The sequence below is a fragment of the Phyllobacterium sp. YR531 genome (genome assembly GCF_000282595.1).
GTDB lineage: Bacteria > Pseudomonadota > Alphaproteobacteria > Rhizobiales > Rhizobiaceae > Phyllobacterium.
Genome location: NZ_AKIZ01000037.1, coordinates 82,865 through 105,800 on the forward strand (window position 1 = coordinate 82,865; position 22,936 = coordinate 105,800).

At 54.1% G+C, this 22,936-nt stretch carries 25 protein-coding genes and 2 tRNA genes; 17 read left to right on the plus strand and 10 right to left on the minus strand.

All coding sequences use genetic code 11. From position 1 onward, the window contains the following. Window positions 1-23 precede the first annotated feature (23 nt). From PMI41_RS20210 to PMI41_RS20220, 3 genes are read right to left on the minus strand one after another with little or no spacing between them, the layout of a single operon-like run. A complete protein-coding gene (locus tag PMI41_RS20210; RefSeq protein WP_008127974.1) occupies window positions 24-1,313 on the minus strand; it encodes an HlyC/CorC family transporter in 1,290 nt (429 codons plus the stop codon). Continuing rightward, window positions 1,310-2,437 carry a 3-dehydroquinate synthase gene (aroB, locus tag PMI41_RS20215; RefSeq protein ID WP_008127977.1) on the minus strand — a complete coding sequence of 376 codons (1,128 nt, stop codon included), beginning with the start codon at window positions 2,435-2,437 and terminating at the stop codon, window positions 1,310-1,312. Before aroB ends, PMI41_RS20210 begins: the two co-directional genes overlap by 4 nt. Beyond that, window positions 2,434-3,069: a shikimate kinase gene (locus PMI41_RS20220; RefSeq protein ID WP_008127978.1), complete on the minus strand. Its 636-nt coding sequence runs from the start codon at window positions 3,067-3,069 to the stop codon at window positions 2,434-2,436. The genes aroB and PMI41_RS20220 overlap by 4 nt, the downstream gene beginning before the upstream one ends. A gap of 199 nt (window positions 3,070-3,268) precedes the next feature. Between PMI41_RS20220 and PMI41_RS24395 the strand changes: the two genes are divergently transcribed. The 6 genes from PMI41_RS24395 (at window position 3,269) to PMI41_RS20250 (ending at window position 7,245) form a co-directional block, all read left to right on the plus strand. Continuing rightward, a complete protein-coding gene (locus tag PMI41_RS24395; protein WP_052025950.1) occupies window positions 3,269-3,430 on the plus strand; it encodes a hypothetical protein in 162 nt (53 codons plus the stop codon). Window positions 3,431-3,434: 4 nt separating this feature from the next. Continuing rightward, window positions 3,435-4,361: a site-specific tyrosine recombinase XerD gene (gene xerD / locus PMI41_RS20225; protein ID WP_008127979.1), complete on the plus strand. Its 927-nt coding sequence runs from the start codon at window positions 3,435-3,437 to the stop codon at window positions 4,359-4,361. 53 nt (window positions 4,362-4,414) lie between these two features. Next, complete coding sequence (locus PMI41_RS20230) at window positions 4,415-4,975, plus strand: hypothetical protein (protein ID WP_193372104.1); 561 nt, start codon at window positions 4,415-4,417, stop codon at window positions 4,973-4,975. 139 nt (window positions 4,976-5,114) lie between these two features. Beyond that, window positions 5,115-6,068 (plus strand): acetyl-CoA carboxylase carboxyltransferase subunit alpha, encoded by a 954-nt coding sequence (locus PMI41_RS20235; RefSeq protein WP_040856085.1) that lies wholly within the window; start codon window positions 5,115-5,117, stop codon window positions 6,066-6,068. Between the two features lie 96 nt (window positions 6,069-6,164). Further along, window positions 6,165-6,241, plus strand: a tRNA-Arg gene (locus PMI41_RS20240). A 530-nt stretch (window positions 6,242-6,771) separates the two neighbouring features. Then, complete coding sequence (locus PMI41_RS20250; RefSeq protein WP_008127982.1) at window positions 6,772-7,245, plus strand: VOC family protein; 474 nt, start codon at window positions 6,772-6,774, stop codon at window positions 7,243-7,245. 107 nt (window positions 7,246-7,352) lie between these two features. Here the strand turns inward: PMI41_RS20250 and PMI41_RS20255 are convergent, their stop codons facing one another. Together PMI41_RS20255 and PMI41_RS20260 are read right to left on the minus strand one after the other, a co-directional pair. Further along, complete coding sequence (locus PMI41_RS20255; protein ID WP_008127983.1) at window positions 7,353-7,568, minus strand: hypothetical protein; 216 nt, start codon at window positions 7,566-7,568, stop codon at window positions 7,353-7,355. 124 nt (window positions 7,569-7,692) lie between these two features. Then, window positions 7,693-8,496: a DUF2189 domain-containing protein gene (locus PMI41_RS20260; RefSeq protein ID WP_008127984.1), complete on the minus strand. Its 804-nt coding sequence runs from the start codon at window positions 8,494-8,496 to the stop codon at window positions 7,693-7,695. Window positions 8,497-8,719: 223 nt separating this feature from the next. Between PMI41_RS20260 and PMI41_RS20265 the strand changes: the two genes are divergently transcribed. From PMI41_RS20265 to PMI41_RS20270, 3 genes are all read left to right on the plus strand, one after another. Then, window positions 8,720-9,172, plus strand: coding sequence for a low affinity iron permease family protein (locus PMI41_RS20265; RefSeq protein WP_008127985.1), 453 nt, complete (start codon window positions 8,720-8,722; stop codon window positions 9,170-9,172). A 246-nt stretch (window positions 9,173-9,418) separates the two neighbouring features. Continuing rightward, window positions 9,419-9,568 (plus strand): DUF1127 domain-containing protein, encoded by a 150-nt coding sequence (locus tag PMI41_RS24810; RefSeq protein ID WP_008127986.1) that lies wholly within the window; start codon window positions 9,419-9,421, stop codon window positions 9,566-9,568. A 198-nt stretch (window positions 9,569-9,766) separates the two neighbouring features. Continuing rightward, window positions 9,767-11,332: a VOC family protein gene (locus PMI41_RS20270; protein ID WP_008127989.1), complete on the plus strand. Its 1,566-nt coding sequence runs from the start codon at window positions 9,767-9,769 to the stop codon at window positions 11,330-11,332. Between the two features lie 20 nt (window positions 11,333-11,352). On the opposite strand, the gene PMI41_RS20275 is transcribed toward PMI41_RS20270, so the two are convergent. Next, window positions 11,353-12,306, minus strand: coding sequence for a ring-cleaving dioxygenase (locus tag PMI41_RS20275; protein WP_008127990.1), 954 nt, complete (start codon window positions 12,304-12,306; stop codon window positions 11,353-11,355). A 164-nt stretch (window positions 12,307-12,470) separates the two neighbouring features. Between PMI41_RS20275 and PMI41_RS20280 the strand changes: the two genes are divergently transcribed. From PMI41_RS20280 to PMI41_RS20295, 4 genes are all read left to right on the plus strand, one after another. After that, window positions 12,471-13,412 (plus strand): LysR family transcriptional regulator, encoded by a 942-nt coding sequence (locus tag PMI41_RS20280; RefSeq protein WP_008127993.1) that lies wholly within the window; start codon window positions 12,471-12,473, stop codon window positions 13,410-13,412. A 136-nt stretch (window positions 13,413-13,548) separates the two neighbouring features. Further along, window positions 13,549-13,893, plus strand: a complete 345-nt coding sequence (locus PMI41_RS20285; RefSeq protein WP_280113457.1) for an HU family DNA-binding protein — start codon at window positions 13,549-13,551, stop codon at window positions 13,891-13,893. Window positions 13,894-14,169: 276 nt separating this feature from the next. Further along, window positions 14,170-15,399 carry a murein L,D-transpeptidase family protein gene (locus PMI41_RS20290; protein ID WP_008127997.1) on the plus strand — a complete coding sequence of 410 codons (1,230 nt, stop codon included), beginning with the start codon at window positions 14,170-14,172 and terminating at the stop codon, window positions 15,397-15,399. Window positions 15,400-15,407: 8 nt separating this feature from the next. Beyond that, the gene (locus tag PMI41_RS20295) at window positions 15,408-15,632 is read left to right on the plus strand and encodes a sulfurtransferase TusA family protein (protein ID WP_008127998.1); all 225 of its coding nucleotides are present in this window, start codon (window positions 15,408-15,410) and stop codon (window positions 15,630-15,632) included. 171 nt (window positions 15,633-15,803) lie between these two features. On the opposite strand, the gene PMI41_RS20300 is transcribed toward PMI41_RS20295, so the two are convergent. Next, a complete protein-coding gene (locus PMI41_RS20300) occupies window positions 15,804-16,967 on the minus strand; it encodes a GTP-binding protein (RefSeq protein ID WP_008127999.1) in 1,164 nt (387 codons plus the stop codon). Next, a complete protein-coding gene (locus tag PMI41_RS20305) occupies window positions 16,967-18,088 on the minus strand; it encodes a D-alanyl-D-alanine carboxypeptidase family protein (protein WP_052025955.1) in 1,122 nt (373 codons plus the stop codon). The genes PMI41_RS20300 and PMI41_RS20305 overlap by 1 nt, the downstream gene beginning before the upstream one ends. A gap of 152 nt (window positions 18,089-18,240) precedes the next feature. On the opposite strand from PMI41_RS20305, the gene PMI41_RS20310 reads away from it, so the two are divergent. Both PMI41_RS20310 and PMI41_RS20315 read left to right on the plus strand, forming a co-directional pair. Next, a complete protein-coding gene (locus tag PMI41_RS20310) occupies window positions 18,241-19,410 on the plus strand; it encodes a M20 aminoacylase family protein (RefSeq protein ID WP_008128001.1) in 1,170 nt (389 codons plus the stop codon). 125 nt (window positions 19,411-19,535) lie between these two features. After that, window positions 19,536-19,612 (plus strand) — tRNA-Arg (locus PMI41_RS20315). Between the two features lie 29 nt (window positions 19,613-19,641). On the opposite strand, the gene PMI41_RS20320 is transcribed toward PMI41_RS20315, so the two are convergent. Continuing rightward, the gene (locus PMI41_RS20320; RefSeq protein ID WP_008128002.1) at window positions 19,642-20,736 is read right to left on the minus strand and encodes an agmatine deiminase family protein; all 1,095 of its coding nucleotides are present in this window, start codon (window positions 20,734-20,736) and stop codon (window positions 19,642-19,644) included. 23 nt (window positions 20,737-20,759) lie between these two features. After that, window positions 20,760-21,629: a LysR family transcriptional regulator gene (locus PMI41_RS20325; RefSeq protein ID WP_008128004.1), complete on the minus strand. Its 870-nt coding sequence runs from the start codon at window positions 21,627-21,629 to the stop codon at window positions 20,760-20,762. A gap of 145 nt (window positions 21,630-21,774) precedes the next feature. Here PMI41_RS20325 and PMI41_RS20330 point away from each other — a divergent pair, with 145 nt between their 5' ends. After that, a complete protein-coding gene (locus PMI41_RS20330) occupies window positions 21,775-22,578 on the plus strand; it encodes an SDR family oxidoreductase (RefSeq protein WP_008128006.1) in 804 nt (267 codons plus the stop codon). 97 nt (window positions 22,579-22,675) lie between these two features. Beyond that, a complete protein-coding gene (locus PMI41_RS20335; RefSeq protein ID WP_008128008.1) occupies window positions 22,676-22,936 on the plus strand; it encodes a hypothetical protein in 261 nt (86 codons plus the stop codon).

Sequence of the window (22,936 nt, forward strand, 5' to 3'; positions counted from 1 at the left end):
CCGGTTAATATGAAGCCGCAAAATTATCGCGGCTTCGGCTTTTCCTCATCCTCGACAGGTCGGATACGCAACCTTGTTATCCTGTTCTTTTCGCGCTTGATGATCGTGAATCGCTTGCCATGGAACGTATAGGCCTGTTTTTCTTTAGGAATGCTCTGTGTCTCGTGAATGACAAGCCCTGCAATAGTCGTAGCTTCGGCATCAGGCAGGCTCCAGTCCAGCGCGCGATTGAGATCGCGGATTGGCACCGATCCATCGACAAGAATTGATCCGTCTGGCTGCGGGCGCACACCCTGCACATCAATGTCATGCTCATCTGCGATATCGCCGACGATCTCCTCAAGAATATCCTCAAGCGTGATCAGCCCCTGCACATCGCCATACTCGTCAACGACAATGGCAATATGTGCCTTGCGGCGCAAAAATGCGTTGAGCTGATCCTGTAGCGTGGTTGTATCCGGTACGAACCATGGCTTGGTCGCGACCTTCATGATGTTTATCTTGGAAAAATCGCGATTGGCATCCCTGATTGCGCGCACAAGGTCCTTGGTATGAATCACACCGACGAAATTATCGTTGGTGCCTCTCCACATCGGAATACGCGTGTGGTGGCTGGCAAGAATTTCAGTAATGATTGTCTCAATCGGATCATCGGCATTAACCGAATCCATATCCGTACGATGGATCATCACATCATAAACTTCCAGCTCGCGCAGGTCGAGCAATCCGCCGATCTGGTCGCGATCCCCCTTCACGACTGAGCCTTCCTTATGGAGCAAGTCAACTGCCCCGCGCAGCTCTTCCTGCGCCGAAAGCATTGAACTGCCAGCGGCAAGATTGATTCCGAAAAGCGCCAATATCTTGCGCACGATCCAGTTTACCAGATCGGAAATGGGTCCAAATATCCAAACCGCCACTTGCGCAAATCGCACAAGAGCGAGTGAATTGCGGTCCGGGCTTGATATCGCCCAGGACTTCGGCAGCACTTCAGCAAAAATCACCAAAAGCACCGTCATGATGGCAGTTGCATAGGCTACACCCGCCTGACCGAACAGGTCCAGCAACAGACTGGTCGTCAGCGACGAAGCCAGAATATTGATAAGATTATTGCCGATCAGCATGACGCCGATCAATCTGTCACGCTTCTCAATGAGTTTTTCTACAATGGTCGCACGCTCGTCGCCACGATTTGCCAGGCGATGCATCCGAGCGCGCGAAACGGCCGTCAGTGCGGTCTCAGACCCTGAAAAAAGACCGGACATCAGGATCAAACCGAAAATAATTCCGCAGAAGATCCAGATTTCCAAAGTCATTTTTTATCTTTCTCCTGCAGGAAGCTCAGGACCGCTGAGGGCGGAACATCCTTGGCAATGAATGACTGGCCAATACCGCGTGTAAGAATGAAGGTAAGCGCGCCCCGCGCAACCTTTTTATCCTGTGCAATATATTCCATCAGTTTTTCTGCCGGCGGAAGCTCCCCGGGGATTTCATCGATGGAAACCGGCAAGCCTACGGCACGCAAATGTTTCTCCACCCGCAGCGCATCGTCCGGACTCGCCAGATTCATTTTGGCCGAAAACTGATGCGCCAGAACCATGCCGATGGAAACACCCTCACCATGAACGAGACGCGTGGAATCATATTTTGTTGCTGTTTCGAGTGCATGGCCGAATGTATGGCCGAGATTGAGAAGCGCCCTGTCACCCATCTCGAATTCGTCACGCGCCACCACATCGGCCTTGGACTGACAGGCAAGGGCGATCGCTTCCGTACGCTCGGGTCCGCCATCGAAAATGCCACCCCAATTGGCTTCGAGCCAGGCAAAAAAGTCCGGCCGGTCGATCAGCCCGTATTTTGCCACTTCCGCATATCCCGCGCGGAACTCGCGCAAGGAAAGCGTGTTCAGCACATCTGTGTCGGCCAGTACCAGCTGCGGCTGGTAGAATACGCCGACAAGGTTTTTACCGTGCGTGGTGTTGATGCCGGTTTTTCCGCCAACCGAGCTATCCACTTGCGCCAGCAGCGAGGTCGGTATCTGCACAAACCCCATGCCGCGCCGGGCAATACCTGCTGCAAATCCGGCAAGATCGCCGATAACACCACCACCAAATGCAATCACGATATCGCCGCGCTCAAGCCTCGCGGCCAAAATGGCATTGGTCACTGTCTCGAGCGTTGCAAAACATTTTGATTGCTCTCCCGGAGCAACCACGACTGGCTTGGATTCTATGCCGGCGGCAGTTAGGCTTGCCTGCAATCGTTCAATGTGCAATCCGGCGACCGTTTCATCACTGACGATTGCCGCACGCATTGTCTTGCCTGCGCGCGAAACGATTTCCTGCCCTGCACGTTCAATAAGCCCTGCGCCGATGAGGATGTCGTAGGAGCGGTCGCCCAGTTTGACCGGAACAATTGTACTTTCGGCTTGATCCGTCATGACCCCGCATCCTCATTCATGTTTGTCTCATTTGAATGGGCCCGCCCGTCCAGATGCGCTGCGATAGCCTGCATCGCTTCAAAAGCGATGATTTCTTTTTTCTCTTCCCGTGAATTGATCGTCAGGTCTGCATAGCCATAGACCGGATAACGCTCACTCATCAGCCGTTCCATGACACCACGCGGATCGCTGTTTTTGAGCAATGGCCGGTTCTGTTTGCGCACCACACGCGCCATCAGAACATCAAGCTCAGCTTTGAGCCATACGGAAACACCTGTCGATGCGATTGCACCCCGCGTCTGCTCATTCATATAGGCGCCGCCGCCGGTCGCCAGCACAATCGGCCCTTCTTCCAGCATGCGCGCGATAACGCGCCGCTCAAGGTCACGGAACTCCGCTTCTCCATAAGCTTCAAACAGTTCGGGAATGGTCATTGTCGAGACTTTTTCAATCTCGTGATCCGCATCGAAAAAAGGCAGCTCAACAAGTGATGCAAGCTTTTTACCAACTGTGGATTTGCCAGCCCCCATCAGGCCGACAAGCACGATTGAACGTGTCCCCAGCCGCTCGCGGATGGTTTTTGCCAGCTCCGGTGTTTCGTCCGGCAGAGGTGCTTCTTCGGTCGTAGTCATGACTGCGTTTCGATAGGAAAACCTTGGTCCAGTCAAGCAGACTGTGGTCTGACAGCGGGCTATTTTGCGTTTTGCATAAACCTTTTGCGTGGTTCGAACCACGCATGTCGTTAATGCAGCAAATCGGCACCGCGCATCAATTGTTAAGAACTTGGCCGCAACATTATGGAACCGACCAATTGAGCCGCCTGATTCAGAAATGCCGACACTTACGCGATTGATATTAACCCTCGCCGTTCTTGCAGGGCTTGTCTATGCCGGGATGATTGCGCTTGTGACTTTCGTTCACCCGACGCAGACCGAAATGACCATTCGTGTCCCGAGCGAAAAGCTCAATCCAAAACCGCAGCAACCAAAGTAAAACCATGCGCGCTTCAGCAGCCATCGAAAACTTTCTGGAAATGATGAGCGCCGAACGAGGTGCCGCACAAAATACACTCGAGTCCTACCGGCGCGATCTCGAAGACGCTGCACTATTCAGTGCCGGAACGGGCATACAGCTACCCTTGGCGGAATCGGCGACAATTCGCTCTTACCTCGACGATATCGCCAATCGCGGCTTTGCCGCCACGTCGCAGGCGCGTCGTCTGTCGGCACTTCGCCAGTTTTTCCGTTTCCTTTACACCGAGAACATCCGGGCAGACGATCCAACCAGCACGCTTGATGCCCCTAAAAAAGATCGCTCCCTGCCAAAAATAATGAGCGAAGCCGATGTGGAAAAGCTGCTTGCCCGGGCGGAAGAAGAAACGCTTGATGCAAAAGCTTCCAATGCCGTGCATCTGCAGGCTCTGCGTCTTCACGCCCTGCTTGAAATTCTGTACGCGACAGGCCTACGCGTCTCAGAGCTTGTCGGTTTGCCCGTCACGGTTGCGCGCTCCGATAATCGCTTTTTAATGGTACGTGGCAAGGGATCGAAAGATCGCATGGTTCCGCTTTCCGGCAAGGCACGCACGGCCATGATGAAATACCTTGAGCTGCGCGATGCGCTGCCCGGTCTTTCCGAAAGTCCCTGGCTGTTCCCGGCGGTTTCCGAAAGCGGATTTCTCGCAAGGCAGGTGTTTGGGCGCGATCTCAAGGGATTGGCTGCGCGAGCAGGCTTGAAAACCTCTGCTATCTCGCCGCATGTGCTGCGCCACGCCTTTGCCAGCCACCTTTTGCAAAATGGTGCGGACCTGCGTGCCGTACAGCAATTGCTGGGCCACTCAGATATTTCAACAACTCAAATATACACACATGTGATGGAGGAACGCTTGCATCGGCTTGTCACCGAGCATCACCCTCTGGCAGACTGAGAACAGTTCCAGGGAAAGCAGCACTTTTCCGGGAACTGCGTCGAGTAAAATGATTGACGGGCGCTCATGCGCGTCAGAACTATGGAACGTCCATGTGGCGGTTGTTCAAACAACTGTTCGGAGGCAGGACCTCCCCGCCGGAACCTGAAGATGACGGGCGTGAAATCGTTCGATTTGACGATGAAGGCTTTCATCGCTCCAGCAAATTTGGCCGCAGCATGGGCTGGCGACAGGATTGGAGCTGGAGCGAAATTACAGCCTTTGGTTTCTCCTTCTCACCGGCAATCTATCCCGATCCATGGTTTGGCGACTATATGGAAGACGAGTGGTTCATCACCGTGCAGAATGAAACCGGCCCTGAGAATATCTTCTTTGATGCGGCATGGCTTGACATCGACAGGCTGCCGCCCGCGCTTGTGCGGAATATGCCGGGTCTGGACATTGCCAACTTACAGCAAGGCCTGCGCGCAGCTGCCGGCGGATTTCACAATTATGAAGGCGAAGGACGATGGCTCGGCTGGAGCAAGCCAGCGCCAAAACCAGTCAGACGATCCAGAGCGAAGGTCAAAACTGCCCCTACTGCAAAACCAAAAACCAGAAAACAGGCCAGATAATCACCACACCTTCGCCGGATTTCACCGTATAACTTGCCGGGCTGGCACGTGATCTGGGGCATGGTTCCTTGACATGAGCGCTCGCAACAGCCAGTTAGGCTCTCAAGAATCCACCGTTTTGCAGGCAGATATTCAGTCCATGTACAACTATCTTGATTTTGAAAAGCCGGTCGCCGACCTCGATGGCAAGATTCTCGAGCTGAAAAAGCTTGCTGAAGAAGGTGGCGCGCTCGATACCAATGACGAGATCGTGCGGCTTGAAAAACGCTCTGGCGAGGCTTTGCGTGATCTTTACCGCAAGCTGACACCCTGGCAGAAGGCGCAGATTGCTCGTCATCCGGACCGTCCGCATTGTGTGGATTACATCTCGCGGCTCTTTACCGATTTCACCCCGCTTGCCGGTGATCGCAACTATGCCGATGACGACGCTGTTCAGGCTGGCCTTGCCCGGTTCAATGGACAGGCAGTTGCCGTTATCGGACAGGAAAAAGGCAGCGACACAAAAACACGCCTGAAGCATAATTTCGGCATGGCCATGCCGGAAGGCTATCGCAAGGCCGTGCGCATCATGGAACTGGCTGACCGCTTCAACCTGCCGGTGCTGACACTGGTCGATACCGCTGGCGCATTTCCGGGCATTGCTGCCGAGGAACGCGGCCAGGCTGAAGCAATTGCACGCTCCACTGCTGCCTGCCTCAACGTTAAAGTGCCAATCGTCTCCGTCATCATCGGCGAAGGCGGCTCCGGCGGTGCTATCGCCATCGCTACAGCCAACCGCGTCTATATGCTTGAGCACTCCATCTATTCGGTTATTTCGCCGGAAGGTGCCGCCTCAATCCTCTGGCATGATTCGACCAGAGCCAAGGATGCGGCAACGTCAATGCGCATCACCGCGCAGGATCTCTACGAATTGAAGATCATTGATGGCATCATTCCGGAGCCTTTGGGCGGCGCTCATCGCGGCAGGGATGCAGCGATCGAAGCAACCGGAAACATCATCAATGTTGCGCTGAAATCCATGGGCAATATGGACCGTGAGGCCCTGCGTCAGGATCGCCGTGACAAGTACCTGGCGATAGGTCGCAATCTTTAAAAGCAAATAGTTGCGGTTTTTTTGGAAACCGGCTTGCATTTACGCAGCCAACCAATTAGGAACCGCCCTGCGCAGACGAACGCGCAATTGTGGCACGCGCCCGTAGCTCAGCTGGATAGAGCACCAGACTACGAATCTGGGGGTCAGAGGTTCGAATCCTTTCGGGCGCGCCATTTTTCCCATCTTTAGCGCATCAGCTTATTCATACTTCCGACCTTATTGTCTGATGTGGTTTTAGGCGACCTGAGATGGACAGCTCGCTGAGTTAATCAACCTGCCTGTTCCTTTCAGGCTGCTTGCTCAATAAGTGGCAATCGCACGGCTAGGTGCTAGCGAATCGCTGCTGATAGCGGCTTTCGCATTCGCCGATTGAGTGCAGGCGTGAATGTGACTCACATGCCAGGTTTATCCTCGTTATCCGCGTGCCGGCATGGTCAGGCAAATTTATGCGCCGATACGCATCTTGCTAGAACACTCCAATCCTATGATTCCATTGAATTATCTTTTCCAAATTGCATCTTTTTCAGAAAATAGGTTGACATCAACGTATCTGTCTTGTTTTGTACGCCGCGTGGAACAAGCCTGCTTTTGAAGTATTGAACCATGCTGGTGCTGCTGAGATCGCTCAATCGCTGGTGGCAGAGAACCAGAATGTAATCCAAGGCACAGTTTCCTTGGCCGAAGGTAATAAAGGGAGAAGAAAATGGACAAGAACACGATCTGTCTTTGGTACAATAATGATGCGGAAGAGGCTGCAAACTTTTATGCCAAAACCTTTCCTGACAGCTCGGTTGGTAAAGTGTTCCTTGCACCATCCGACTATCCGGGCGGCAAGGAGGGTGATGTTCTGACCATCGAGTTTACGGTGTGCGGTGTGCCGTGCATTGGTCTTAATGGTGGCGACACTTTCAAACACAGCGAGGCATTTTCTTTCCAGATTGCCACTGACAGTCAGGAAGAGACAGACCGCTATTGGAACGCCATCGTCAATAATGGCGGTACGGCAAGCGTTTGCGGCTGGTGCAAGGACAAATGGGGCCTGTCATGGCAGATCACGCCACGTGTTCTGACCGACGCTAACGCCAAAGGCGGCGACATTGCCAAACGCGCATTCGAAGCAATGTTGGAAATGGACAAAATAGACATCGCCAAAATCGAAGCTGCCATACGCGGCTAAATCGTGCACGCATGATTGCAGCGCTCCAGCGGAAGCATCCAATGGGGCGCATTCATATCCACTACAGGAGCGTCTTGCTCCAGCTCAGCGTGCATTTGTCAGCGGCATTACTGGGGAGTTGTAGTCTTCGGCTCCGGCTCTGCCGTCGTCTGTGTGGGCACCGTATTTGCCGGGAAAAGATATGTGGCCGCAGCACTGAGAATGACTGTTGCGGCTCCCTGAATTTCAGGCGATGTCAGCTCTGGCGGAAGCGCGTAGCGTGAGGCAAGCCAGCCCGCAACACCTCCAATGATCGACCCAATCAGCTTCGAATAGCTACCCATATCGGTATTCCCTTCGCAAGGTTGGCGATTCTGGAAGGATAATAGCCGTTTACGTCAAATGCTAGTTTTGTGGGAAAATTTGACGGCTGCCCCGCATTTCTCGCAAAGCGGGGCAGCCAGAACATCATAGTTCATGGGCCGGCACGACTGCCCTGTAGAGGTGCCATGTGGCATGGCCAAGCACCGGGATGAAGATCGCCAATCCCACAAAAAGGGTTGCAAAACCCACCATCAGCAGGGCGGCAACGATCAGTCCCCAGACGATCATCGGCAGTGGATTTTTCGCTACAGCGCGGGCCGATGTGGCAATTGCCGCATAGGCACCACCATCTCGATCAAGCAGGAAAGGAAAGGCAATGACCGTCGTGCAAAGCACGAAAGCAGCAAAGACAAAGCCGATTGCATTGCCAAGCAGGATCATCCGCCAACCTTGAGGCGTATTGAACACCTGATCCATGAAAACTGCGATTGACGCTGGAGGCGTCTCGCCGAACAGGTTCACATAGAGGGCTTGGGCGATGAGCAGCCAGGCAACAAAGACAGCCACCAGCATGACACCCACCGCAAGTATGGACGGGACGGCAGGCGAGTGCACTACCTGCCTTGCATGGTGCCACGACGTATCCATTCCCCGCTCCCGTCTGCGACTGATCTCATAAAGCCCGATTGCAGCAAGAGGCCCGATCAGAGCGAAGCCGGACATGAGCGGAAAAATCAGCGGCAAGGCATTGGCACCTGATGACCAACGCATGATAACCAACCCTGCTACAGGATAAATCAGACAGAGAAACACATAATGCGAGGGCTTTTCCCAAAAGTCGTCGAAGCCTTTGCGCAGTGCGGTAAAAACATCGCCAACAGTTATTTTACGTATGACAGGGTGGGCAATGCCCGCATCAGCACCGGCAATCACATGGAAATTCGCCATACTCATTCCTCCCTTGAAGTTCAGGGCAGTAAAGGCGCATAGCGGCCACGCATCGGCCACTGTGGACCTCAACCTGCATGCCGCAAGCATACGCGTCTTGAAAAAGTTTGGCCAGACGCGGGAAAACACAGATGCGTTATGGCTCTGCCGGAACCAAGGCTTCATTCAAAGGTTATTGAATACCGGACGTTCCTCCGGTGAATAAAGCACGGGGAGGTTGCACATGTTCGGCAAGTTTTTCACCAAAGTCGCCAACGATGTCGCTCTGGCTGCGGGCAAACCCGTGACCTTCATCCTTTGCGTGGCCGTTGTTGTGGTGTGGGCGGTATGCGGCCCAATATTCGGTTTTACCGACACCTGGCAGTTGATCATCAATACGGGTACGACGATCATCACCTTCCTCATGGTGTTCCTCATCCAGAACACCCAGAATCGTGATGGTGTCGCCATTCAGGCAAAGCTCGACGAGCTGGTGCGGGTCAGCGAAGCAAAGAATGCCTTTATAGGTATCGAGCACCTGACTGAAGAGGAAGTTGAGAAATTCCGGAAGCAGTGCGAGGCGGCCGCCAAAAAAGCGGACAAGGAGCTGGAAGAGCGGGATGCGAAAAAGAAATCTGCCAAAACCGCATCGCGCAGATCACCTGCCAAATCAGCCGCCGCAAAAGCACAGGCCTGAAGCGTTTACGCATTAACGAATATGGCCGACTTTGGCAATTTCACCGACGAATCCGCCATTTTTCTCAGATTTATGACCGATAGCGACAAATTAAAGGCATAAACCTTTAATTACAGGGGTTTGAAGGCCCATTTTACTGCAAACCAGCTATGCAAACTTGTGACTCCAAGTTTTGGGTGCACTGCACTATATCCAGCTCACCGATCGATAACGATCCAACAAACAAAAGAACTTTAGGTGAGTGAAATGAACTTGATCCGCTCTTACAACAACTGGCGCCGCTATCGTGACACTGTCACGGAATTGAACCGCCTGTCCGCACGTGAGCTGAACGACCTCGGCATCTCCCGCGGTGATATCGCTTTCGTTGCGAAGAAGGCCGCTTCGGCATTCTGATTTATACGGTCTCCCACGTCCGTGGCACTCCTCCTCCCAGCCACGGCCGCATAAAGAACAGCGTTCCTCCCAGAGCCGTTCTTTACAAGTAACACCCATCGCTCCTCCCAGCGGTGGGTGTTCTTCTTTGTGCCTTTGCCTGATTGCACCTGCTGCCGTTTCCCCATATCAAGCGAGCTCAGCAACGGAGGAAAGTTCATGACAGGCGGCATTCACCACATCACCCTGATCACCCGCAAGGTTCAGGCGAATGTCGATTTCTATGTGGGATTTCTGGGTCTTCGGCTGGTCAAACGCACCGGAGGCTATGAGGATGCCACACAACTCCACCTGATTTATGGCGATGCATCCGGCACACCCGGCTCCCTTATTACCTTTCTTGTCTGGGAAGATGGCTCGCTTGGCCGTGTTGGCTATGGTCAGACGAGCGAAGTGTCATTTGCCATAGCGCCGGAGAGCATTGGTTTCTGGCTTACCCGTGCTTTGCAATACAACATAGCGGTGACTGGCCCGGCGCAGGAATTCGGCGAAACCGTTCTGCGGCTGCATGATCCGGACGGCGCGATCATTAAACTGGTCGGAACCGATGCCGTCAGCGCGGGCGATATCTGGGCCAGCGATGGCATACCGGCGGCAGATGCGATCAAACGCTTGCGTGGAGCAACGATCCTCACAGAGAAGCCCGCTGAAACTGCAGACTTTCTAAGGCAGCATTTTTCTTATGAGAGTTCAGACCAGAGCGAAACAGTCAACCGCATGCTTTCCTCGTCCGGCGATTGTATCGATGTTCGTGACGCAACCGGGTTCTGGAGTTCAGCGCCGGGCACAGGCACAGTCGACCACGTTGCGTTCCGCGCTGCAGATATTCCCGAGGTGACTACCGTCTATGAGCACTTGATTGCCGAAGGCGCGGATGCAACGGCAATGCACGACCGAAAATATTTCAACTCCATCTATGTGCGTGAGCCGGGCGGCAGCCTGCTGGAAATGGCGACGGACGGGCCCGGCATGCTGATCGACGAGCCCCTTGAAAAATTGGGAACCGAGCTATTTGTCCCTCCACATTTTGCCGATGAAACGGAGAATGTAAAAATCATCCTCCCGCAGTTTGGCCTGCCGAACGAACCGCGCTTTATCTATCGCGAACTACCCTTCATTCACCGAGTTTATACGCCAGAACCCGCGAACGGACCAACATTTATCCTGCTGCATGGCTCGGATGGCAGCGAGACCAGCCTTATGCCGCTGGCTGTGAGCATAGTGCCCGATGCAACGCTCATAGGCGTTCGTGGCCGCAGCACGGAAGAAGGAACAGCGCGCTGGTTCCGGCGCTTCGGACCATTGAGCTTCGACCAGAAAGACATTCGTTCTGAAGCAGAAGCATTTGCCGCATTTATTGAGGGTGCCGTTGAAGCCTATGGCCTCGATCTCGCGACCGCGATCTTTATGGGATATTCGAATGGGGCAAATCTTTTGGCTGCGATGATGCAGTTGCATCCGGGCCTTGTGCACAATGCAATTCTGCTGCGGGCCACAAAAGTGCTTGAAGACACTCCTGAATCAGACCTTGGCAATACGCGGGTTCTCAGCTTGACCGGCGATCACGATCTTTTTGGTGCGCACGCCCCGGCACTGGAAGCCGATCTGCGGCAGGCTGGCTCCGATCTGACGGCCCTCAGCGTTCCAGCCGGGCATGAGACCAATCAGCACGATATCGACGCCGCCAAAAATTGGCTGGCAGAGTCGAAAACAGGCCGGAACTGATCCGGCCTGTTTTTTGGTTTTTACACGAGTGGCTTGAGACCTGCCTCAATGGAAGCCCGCTTGGCTTCAAGGAATGGAGGCAATGACAGCTCCTCGCCCAGCGTTTCCAATGGCTCGTCTACCGTAAAGCCCGGACCATCGGTAGCGATCTCAAAGAGAATGCCATTTGGCTCGCGGAAATAGAGCGAACGGAAGTAGTAACGCTCGACTTCACCGCTCGAAGGCATGCGGAAGCTTTTCAAACGCTCGGTCCACTCATGCAGCGCATTCACATCCGGTGCCCGGAACGCCACGTGATGCACCGCACCCGCACCTTGGCGAGCTGCCGGAAGGTCCGGCTGGACAGCGACGTGCAATTCGGCAGCAGGACCGCCCTCACCCATGGCAAAGACATGCACATGGCCCACGCCATCGGGATCAGCATAGTCGCGTACCTTTTTCATGTTCATCACATGCAGCAGGATTGCTTCAGTATTGGTGATATCCGGCACGCTGATGGTGATAGGACCAAGGCCGCGAATCTGGTGTTCCGCAGGCACGGGGCTCTTGTCCCATGGGTGGGAATCACCTGCACCGCCATCATCAATCAAACGAAAACGCTGGCCTTCACCATCTTCAAAATCCAGCGATGCATGACCACCTACTTCGGTTACTTCACCCGCCTTGACGCCCAGTTCGGTAAAACGGGCCTTCCACCAGTCAAGACTGGCCTTGCTACCAACACGCAGACCTGTACGCGAAATACTATGCGTACCACGACGCTCCGGTGTGGCTGGCCAGTCGAAGAAAGTCAGGTCTGTACCCGGCGTTGCTTCGCCATCGGCATAGAAAAGGTGATAGGCGCTCGTATCGTCCTGATTGACGGTCTTCTTGACCAGCCGCAAACCCAAAGTTTGCGTATAAAAGCGCACATTCTCGGGCGCGTTTGCCGTGATTGCAGTCAAATGGTGGATACCTGTCAGTTGCAAGCTCATGAAAGCCTCCTGCGTGATTATTTGGCGAAATCGCCGTTGGGCTGAATATCTGCGCAGTGCCTGCAGGAATAAAGATCATAAAGCCGCAACTCATGTTCGATAAAACAGAACGATACATGCAAAACGAACTGTGAAAGCGGCATACAGTCCGCTATAAGAAAACCATGAAATGGCGTTTCGAAGATTTGCTGACATTTCTGGATGTAATCGAGACCGGCAGCATCACCGCAACGGCCGCACGGCTGAACTTATCCAAATCCGTGGTCAGCAAGCGTATTTCCGATCTGGAGACCGGGCTTGGCATGGAGCTCTTCCAGCGCACCCCGCGCAAATTGCTCGCCTCTTCCCATGCGCTGGACTTTGTTGAGCGCATTCGCCCGCTGGTCCGCGATATCATGGAAGCTGCCGATACAGTCACCGAGCGCAACAGCGCAATTCGTGGAACATTACGCATCGCGGCCCCAATGTCATTCGGCACGATGTACCTCGGCCGTATGATTGCGGACTTTGCCCGACAATATCCTGATCTCGAAATTGCCGTGGAGTTCGAAGATCGCATGGTCGATCTGGTTCGCGGCGGCTATGATGTCGGCATACGCATCGGCATATTGCGCGATTCAAGCCTCATAGCCCGCAAATTATGCACCGATGCCCGTATCATCTGTTGCAGTCCGGATTTTGCCCGCACCCATGGAATGCCAGAAACGCTGGATGCCTTGAGCCATTTTTCCTGCATTGATTATTCCAACGTCAACACCAGTCAACTCTGGCAGTTCGAAAATCCGGACAAGAATGGCGAGCCCATTTCAATTCCGATGCATGGACGCGTCGTCGCCAATAATGGTGAGGCGATGCGTGATATGGCCATCGCCGGACTTGGGCTGGTTCTGTTACCCATGTTCATCGCTGCCGAACCGTTGCGGTCCGTAACTCTCGTAGCTGTCTTGCCGGAGGCGAGACCGTTACCCTACAATATATATGCGGTTTACCCGCCGACGCGGCACGTTTCAGCCAAGGTGAGGGCTTTCGTCAACCACATTGTCAGGCACATCGGCAGCCCTCCGATCTGGCAAATGAACGAAGTTTTTCATCATCAGGACGGCTGAAAAGCGGTCGCTTCAGGCCGAATCACTTCTGTCCGTTCGTAGACAGTGAAGGCTCACTATCCGGTCAAAGACGGCTAAAATTACAAAAAACCCCGTAAACACTGGGTATAAACGTGCTTTTTGCCTCTAGTTCCTGATGACAGAGGGCGTAACGCATGCCATACAGACCCCTCCGATCAACGAATATATTGAGGAAACCGCCAAAATGAATACTTCCGATCTCATTGATAAGCTTGTTGCTGATCAGGGTCTTACAAAGGTTCAGTCCAAGGCGATTGTTGATAGCATCCTTAAAGGCATCACCGATTCCGTCGTAGCTGGCGATGAAGTTTCGCTGCCAGGCTTCGGCAAGTTCAAGGTACAGGCACGCGCCGCTCGCGAAGGCCGCAACCCTGCAACCGGCGCAACAATCAAGATCGCAGCTTCCAAGAAAGTTGCTTTCCAGCCTGCAAAGGCTCTCAAGGACGCCCTTAACGGCTGATCTGTTTGAGTTAGACCTCTTAAAAGGCGGTGCTTTTTGCGCCGCCTTTTTTGTTTTAACGCATATCGGCCAACATACTGCAAATGCACTATCGCGAGTTTGCCATAAATCCGCCGTCAGTGCGTGACAGGTGACATCTGCGTGATCGGGGCAATTTATGCGGTTGCGTCAAGACTTTATCAACTATAACGGATGCATTTATAGTGGTGCGAATGTTACATTCGCTGCGAATCTGACCTGATAAACTCGATTGATGAACTGGCAACTGCTGCTGCGATGAAGATAAAGACTCATATTCTTGCGCCTTTGATGCTCACGCTTTTCCTTGCTGGATGCCAGGGAGGAACGGTCAGCGATCTCGTTCCCAATGGCGAACACACGCAACTATCGTCCAAGGTCGTGCAGAGCATGAAGACCAAGGGCATGGCCGTCACGTCACCCATCATGTTCCGTATATTCAAGGAAGAGAACGTCCTTGAAGTTTGGAAACGCAAGGATAATGGCCGCTACGACGTCGTCACCAGCTACCAGATCTGCAAATGGTCAGGCAAGCTAGGCCCGAAATTCATCGAAGGTGATCGTCAGGCGCCGGAGGGCTATTATGCCGTCCGTCCGGCACAGATGAACCCGAAATCCAGCTATTATCTTTCATTTAACACCGGCTTCCCAAATGCGCTTGACCGCGCACTCGGACGTACCGGCGCGAACCTCATGGTTCACGGCGCCTGCTCCTCGTCCGGCTGTTATTCAATGACAGATGGTCAGGTCGCTGAAATTTACGCTTTTGCCCGTGAAGCCTTCAAGGGCGGTCAGGAATCGATCCAGCTTCAGGCTTACCCGTTCCGCATGACAGCAGCCAATATGGCGCGTTACAAGGACGATCCCAATTACGCTTTCTGGAAAAACCTGAAGGAAGGCTACGATCATTTCGAAATTACCAAGGTGCCGCCGAAGGTCGATGTCTGCGAGAAGAAATATGTCTTCAACCACACGTCTGATCCGAACGCGCCTATCGCAGCCACCGCCACCTGCCCGCCATCGGATCAGCCGGAATCGCTGAAGATGGCCTATCAGTCCTACCAGACCAATTATGAGACCGCTTTCTCATCCATGGTCGGCAAGGGCAAGATTCAGGCACCAGCCCGTTCCATCCAGGGTCTGACTGAAGCCAAGATCATTGCCGAATGGAGTCAGCGCCGCGCCCGTGGTGAACGCGTCACGCAGGAACCGCCATCAATGTCGCCGCAAGATGCAGGCGCTGCCGGCAAGCCGCAGGTCATGGTTCGCCTTGCATCTGCCGTAGCTGCCGACAAGGCAAAAGAAGAGCGTGAAGCTTCCAAACGTTCACGCATGCACACGCCAGCCGTCGCCGCCGCTGCTGCTCCACAGCAGACCCCGGCACCGGCACCGATGACCACAGCTGCAATCGCCGCTCCGCAAGCGCCTGCCGCCGCTGAAGCGCCAGCACCCGCCAAGAAAGCCTGGTGGAAGATCGTCGGTAATTAGAACTGGTCATGGAAGCTGAAGTCTACGACCTTCGCGGCCTGAATTGCCCGCTTCCCGTGCTCAAGACCCGCAAGAAACTTGCACTGGCCACCGCCGGTACACGATTGTGGGTGGAAACCACTGACCCATTGGCTGTGATCGACATGCCCAATTTCTGCGTGACGGACGGCCATCGCCTGATTGAAACAATCAGCGTCGAAGGCGGCCACCGCTTTCATATCGAGCGCGGTTGAGACTTCTATTTAAAGTCGCGACCAGCGCTCCACGCGCCAACTTCGCCTTTTTTCACAAACACTCACTTCTCCGTCATCCTCGGGTCAAGAGCCCGAGGATGACGGAGAAGTGGTTGTGTTTACTTCCAGCATGTGAACCGTCGAGGCCCGCGCGCTTGCCCCGAAACAGAGCTAAACCCGTTTCACGCCCGGTATGGCCAGCGGATTGTCAAACAGCGCGGCTCTGTCCGGCATATCGATCTGCGGCCGGTTCAGGAAAGCGTTGAAAAGTTGCTTCACGTAGCTTTCCGGCAAATCCTTTACGATCATCACCAGCCTCGTCTCCCTCACGCCCTCCGGCCAGGCCGGGAGCCGCACGGGCGGATGAAATATCTGCTGCACGCCATGAATGACCAGCGGGCGCTCGGGATCATCCTCGAGTTGCACGATACCCTTCATGCGCAGCAGTTTTTCACCATGGGCCGAACGCAGGAGATCGATGAACATGTCAAAGCTGGACAGTGAAACCGGCGCATCATGTGTCAGTGAAAATGACCTTATCGATGCGTCATGCCGGTTCACATCATGATGGTGGTGGTCGTGATCATGGCCGCCATGGTCATGATGATGGTGGTGCCCATGGTGATGATGCTCAAGATCGTGGCGTTCATGCTCGCGATCCCGCCATGCTTCGCTTTTCAGCCAGCGCTGCACATCAACCGTCTTGGTTTCAGGATTATAGACCCCACATTCGAACAGCGCCGCATAGCCCGTGCGCTCATCACCGACATCGATAATATCAGCGCCGGGATTGAGTGCTTCCAAACGCTCGCGCAGCAGATCAGCCTGCCCAACGGACTGGCGCAGGTCGGTCTTTGTGATAACGATCCGGTCAGCAACCGCCGCCTGTTTCACTGCCTCTTCATGCGCGTCGAGTGTCGCCATGCCATTGACTGCATCAACGGTGGTGATAACGCCATCGACGCGAAATGCCTGAAGCAGCACAGGATGACCCATGATCGCGTGCAGCACAGGCGCAGGATCGGCAAGACCGGTTGTCTCAATGATCACCCGCTTCAGGCGCTGCAACTGGCCAGTCTGCAAACGATCAATCAGATCAGCAAGCGTATCCACCAGTTCGCCGCGCACTGTGCAACACAGGCATCCATCTGAGAGCTCGATAATGCCTTCGCTTGCTTTCTCGACCAGCAGATGATCAATGCCCACATCGCCAAATTCGTTGATGATCACCGCAGTGTCCGTCAACGCCGGATCTTTGAGCAGGCGGTTGAGCAAAGTCGTCTTGCCGGAGCCTAAAAAGCCCGTCAGCACCGAAACCGGAATGGGAGATGCCATCAGTTGATCGCTTTCGCAGCGCCACTTGCATCGCTCAGCGACGAGCGATCAGGACGCGGAGTGGGGATGGGCAGGCGATTGAGCTCCATGCCAAGCGAATTGAGCTTCGATGGGAGCAGCGCGACCTTCTCGGCAACAGGTTCCCGGTCCATGCGGTTCATATAGGGCGAACCGGCGACGATATGGCCCTCAAGGTCTTTGCCGTCCCACGTATCTGAACCCGAGGTTTTGGCACAGACTTCCGGACGCATGTTCACGGCGACGTCGAGTTGCGGCGAGCCATCGGATTTAAGATTATCGATAGTGGTGCCATTGCCCCGCGTCTCAAAACCCTTGGCCAAAAGTTCTGCTGCTCTGGTAGCACGTGTGGATAGTTTCAACTCTCCAAGCACGACCGTAACCACGGTCCGGCCATTACGGGTTGCCGATCCGATCAGATTATAGCCGGACGGGCAGACAAAACCGGTCTTCATCCCATCTGCGCCGGGGAAACGACCGATCAAAGCGTTGAGGTTGGGCTGAACCTTCTTGCCACCATAATCGATGGCTTCAATGTCAAAAAAGTGTGCGAACTGCGGGAATTCACGGCGCAATTGCAGAGTCAGAACCGCCATATCGCGCGCAGTCGTGTAATGATCATCCGAGTGCAGGCCATTCGGATTGACGAAATGCGAACTGTTCATGCCGATGCGTCTGGCTTCCTCGTTCATCAGTACCGCAAACTTGTCTGAAGAGCCTCCCAGCGTCTCACCGACGGCCATGGCGACATCATTGGCAGATTTGACCATCATGATCTTCAGCGCATCGCTGAGTGTGAGTTCCGATCCGGTTTTATAACCCATCTTGCTGGGTGGCTGCTTGGCAGAAAGCGCCGTGATGCGAACAGGCGTATCAAGCGTTACCTGCTTTGACTCCAGCATGCGGAACGCTACATAAACGGTCATAAGCTTGGTCAGGGACGCGGGATACCACCGCTGGAACGCATCTTTCTGTGAAAGAATCTCACCGGTTCCTGCATCCAGCGTAATATTCGCATCGGCAAGAGCGGTCGATCCAAAGCCGAGCGTTACGATGGTTGACATCGCGCTGCCGACTAGAAAAAGTGCTACAGTTTTCCGCATTCCTGAAATCCAGCCTGTCTGTATAAACTTGGGAAGGTGAAAGGCATTAAGCCGCGCTTCACGTGGAGCGGCAATGGCCTTATCTATCTTATGTGGCATCCAAAAGGCAAAGTGCCTTTCTTGCCACAGGTAAATTGGAGTTGATGTAAAAAATGCCCTTGCTCAATCGCGCTATCGAAATGCAGGACGAAGTTTCGCAATGGCGTCGCCATTTGCACCAAAATCCTGAACTGATGTTCGATGTGCACCAGACCGCAAAGTTCGTCGAAGACAAATTGCGCAGTTTCGGTTGCGACGAGATTGTTACGGGCATTGGCCAGACCGGCGTCGTTGGCATTATTCGCGGGCGTCACGGCGAGGGTCCGACAATTGGCCTGCGCTCCGATATGGATGCCCTGCCTCTGACGGAAATTACCGGCAAGCCCTGGGCCTCGACCAATACCGGCAAGATGCATGCCTGCGGTCATGATGGCCATATCTCCATGCTGCTGGGTGCTGCGCAATATCTCGCTGAAACCCGGAATTTCAAAGGCTCGGTTGCGGTCATTTTCCAACCTGCCGAAGAAGGTGGCGGTGGCGGGCGCGAAATGGTCAAAGACGGCATGATGGAGCGTTTCTCCATTTCCGAAGTCTACGGCCTGCACAATATTCCGGGGCTGCCGGTCGGCGAATTTGCCATCCGCAAGGGTCCGATCATGGCCGCGACTGATGAATTCACCATCACCGTGGAAGGGCGTGGCGGTCACGCCGCACAGCCCCACACAACCATTGATCCTGTGGTGATTGGCGCGCAACTGGTGAATGCACTGCAGACAATCGTCTCGCGCGGTACTGATCCTCTTGATTCCGTTGTTATCTCAGTGACAAAGTTTCATGCGGGTGATGCGCATAATATCATCCCGCAAAAGGCTGAACTGGCCGGAACAGTGCGCACCCTGCGAAAGGAAATGCGCGATTTCGTCCAAAAGCGCCTGACTGAAATTGTCGAGGGAGTAGCGACTGCCTTGGGTGCAAGCGCGGTCATCGATTATGCGCGCAATTATCCCGTTACGTTCAACCATGATCGGGAGACGGATTTCGCCGCTGACGTCGCGCGCAAGGTTGCCGGAAACGGCGCAGTGAACGAAGAAGTTGCACCTATGATGGCGGGCGAGGATTTTTCCTACATGCTTGAAGCCCGTCCCGGCGCATTCATCTTCATGGGCAATGGCAAAAGCGCCTCGCTACACAATCCCGCTTATGATTTCAACGATGACGCAATCCCGCATGGCATCAGCTATTGGGTGAATATTGCTGAAAGCGCACTTCCGCCCTCCAGTTGATTGCTTTTCAATGAAATTCTACCAAAGTTGAGACTTGGCGGCGGCACTGAAAAACGTTAAGTCTCGGCGCATCGCGGTTAACCGCGATACGTCTGGTCTTGGAGTTCTGCTCGAAGGCTCGATATGGTCCCGTAGCTCAGTAGGATAGAGCGACAGATTCCTAATCTGTAGGCCACTGGTTCGAATCCAGTCGGGATCACCACTCACTCAGTCATTGCGCATTCGGTGCATTCACGCAGGCTGTTGCTGCGTCGTGCAGTGAATGCCGCCACCACCCGCTGCAATCGCATCGATATCAAGTTGCACCACTTCGCGATCAGGCAAGGCATCCCTCAGTGCATCACGGCAATATTGATCAGCTTTCTTGTCCCCGAATTCGGGCACGATAACAGCGCCGTTGCACAGATAGAAATTGATATAGCCTGCCGCAAACTCGTTGTTCTCAAATTGCGGGCGAATGCTTTCGGGGCCTGGGATGACGATAACTTCCAGCTTGTTTCCGGCCCCATCAGTTGCCGTCTTGAGGATTTCGAGATGACGTTTGGTAACCGCATGGTCATAGGATGAGGGATCATTATCCAGTCCGGCCACAACAACGCCCGGTCTGATAAACCGCGCATAGAAATCCGTATGCCCGTCGGTAATATCCTTACCGGCAATACCCGGCAGCCAGATGATTTTCTTCAACCCCAGAAGGCGGCCAAGCTCTGCCTCGCATTGTTCCTTGCTGACGCCCGGATTGCGGTTCTTGTTCAGCACGCAGCTTTCCGTAATGATGGCTGTGCCCTTACCGTCAACCTCGATACCGCCGCCTTCAAGCACAAGCTTGGTTCTCAGCACCTCTATTGTCGATTTTTCTGCAACAAATTCTGCGACTTCCGCGTCCGCATCATGCGCCTGCTTGTTGCCCCAGCCATTGAAATTGAAATCGACCGCCGCCAATTTACCTGCTTGGCTTTTGACGAAGACAGGCCCTGTGTCGCGCATCCACAAATCATCTATATCCCGCACGAACAATGTAACATCGCCGCCACACAAGCTTTCAGCGATCTCGTGATCCTCTTCACGAACCAACATGTTCACCGGCTCATGCGCGGCGATGGCTTTTGCGATTTGGGCAAGATTATTTTGCGCCCCACGCTGCAGCTTCTTGCCCCAAACCTCCTGACTTGGGCCAAATGCCATCCAGGTTGCGGTGTGGGGATCGCCTTCATCGGGCATGGTCCAGACATTTTCTGAAGCGGCAGCCATCGACGTTCCTTTCCCGACTGTACCGGCCAGAACAGCACCGGAAGCCAATTTCAAAATATTGCGGCGCGTTGTCATGCCATCCTCGATGCCTTGTTTGGTTAAGTTGCGATTGTCGCTGGCCGGAAGGCCTCGCGGATGACCGCTACCATCCCGTCTATTGCAGCACTCTTTCTGAGTGGATTCCTCTTCAAGACCACATTGGAAGAATCGATCAGCGGAAAACCATCAACTTCTGTCAACGCCCTGCATCCGGCAGGAATATTGCTTGATGCAAGAGGTGCTATCGCAAGCCCGGAAACTACGGCGATCTTGAGGCCACCACTTGTATCGCAGCTATAGGCAACGCGATAATTGACCCTCGATGTTTCTAGAGAGCCAATGGCAAACTTCTTGCACCAGCTTGAACTCTCATAAATGGCGATGGGCACGACATCATTTTCATGGACACAATGGGTGTCCGAGGTAACCCAGACCGTCGGGTCCACGAAGAGCACCTCTCCAACCGGCGGTTGCTGTTGGTCAAATATGACAGCAAGGTCCAGTTCGTCCGCCTCCAGCGCCGCAATCTGTGCTGAGGAATAACCACACTTGACCGTCACCTCGACGTTAGGGTGTTGGTTGGCAAAGGCGGCCAGTGCACGCGGCAAGACCGTATAGCCATACTCTTCCGGTATGCCGATCCGCACGGGACCACCCAGCGGCTTTGCGCGGATAGACGCCGCCGTCTCATCCAGCAGACTGATGATCCTGTTGGCGCTTGTGAGAAGCGCCCGGCCCTGACTGGTCAGCATCACGCCTCGCGAACCCCGCTCAAACAGGCTTTCGCCCAGAATATCCTCAAGACGCTTTACCTGCATGCTGACTGCAGACTGGGTGCGACCCACCTGCTCTGCCGCGCGCGTAACATTGCCGTGTTGCGCAACCGCAGCAAAAACCCGAAGCAGTTCACTATCCAAGGGAAGCTTCACCGGATCTCTTTCAATAAGAATTGCAAATGACTGGGATACTCATCATTCGTGGTACAAATGTCAAATGTGCAGAATATATAATTGGATGTGTCATGGTTGCGACCCTATGATCCTCTAAAGGCCACTCAACCCGAAGGAGAATTCCATGGACTTGAAACTGGCAGGCAAGACTGCGCTTGTGACCGGCTCGACTGCGGGTATCGGCTTGGCAATTGCCGAGAGGCTGGCAGCCGAGGATGCGCATGTAACCATTGTCGGCAGATCTCAGGCGAAGCTTGAAGAGGCACTAGAAAAAGTACGCGGGGCAGCTTCCCCAACAACAAAGTCTCATGTGCGCGCGGTTCTTGCAGATGCTGCATCTGCGGAAGGTGCAAAGATTCTTGGCGAGCAGGTGCCGGCGGTCGACATTCTGGTAAACAATCTCGGCATCTACGAATCCAAGCCCTTCACCGAGATTACAGACGAGGACTGGAGGAAGTTTTTCGAAGTCAACGTCCTGAGCGGGGCCCGCCTTGCCCGGCAATACTTTCCGGGAATGCTTGCAAGGAACTGGGGCCGCATCATTTTCATCGCAAGCGAGTCGGGCCTGCTGATCCCTACCGACATGATCCATTATGGGATGACCAAGACTGCCCAACTCTCGATTTCCCGTGGCCTCGCGGGTCTGACCAAAGGCACTGGAGTCACTGTGAACTCCGTACTACCGGGGCCGACACGGTCTGAGGGTATTGTGGATTTCCTGAAAAGCGTTGTCAGCGACCCCACCTTGCCAGCCGATGAGATGGAGGCTGAATTCTTCCGCAACGACCGTCCCTTGTCACTGTTGCAACGCATGATAGAACCCGAAGAGATCGCCAGCATGGTCGCCTACGTTGCCAGCCCCTTGTCGGCTGCAACCAATGGTGCCGCGCTTCGCGTCGAAGGCGGAATAACGCCAACGATCGCCTGATAATCAGCAATAAGAATTTTGCATGACAGGCATAATTTCTATTTGTTTGTCAAATATCGCAAACACGCTGACATGATATATTCCGTAGGAGGATACCATGTCAGATCTGCAAACGGTTATAACCGGCTGGCTCGTTCTTCGTCAGCAACGGCAAGCTCTTCTTGATGTTCTTGGCAAAGCCGATGACCGTCTCCTGAGGGACGCAGGACTGACCCGGGAGGAAGCAATGCGGCTTGTCAAACAAAGTGCAATGGCTTGGGTCATCGGGCATCGCACCGCCGCACCTTCATCACGCCAGCAAAACGATTTGGCAAGCGTTGATGTTGAGGGGCGTTCTAATTTTTGTAGTGGATATTGA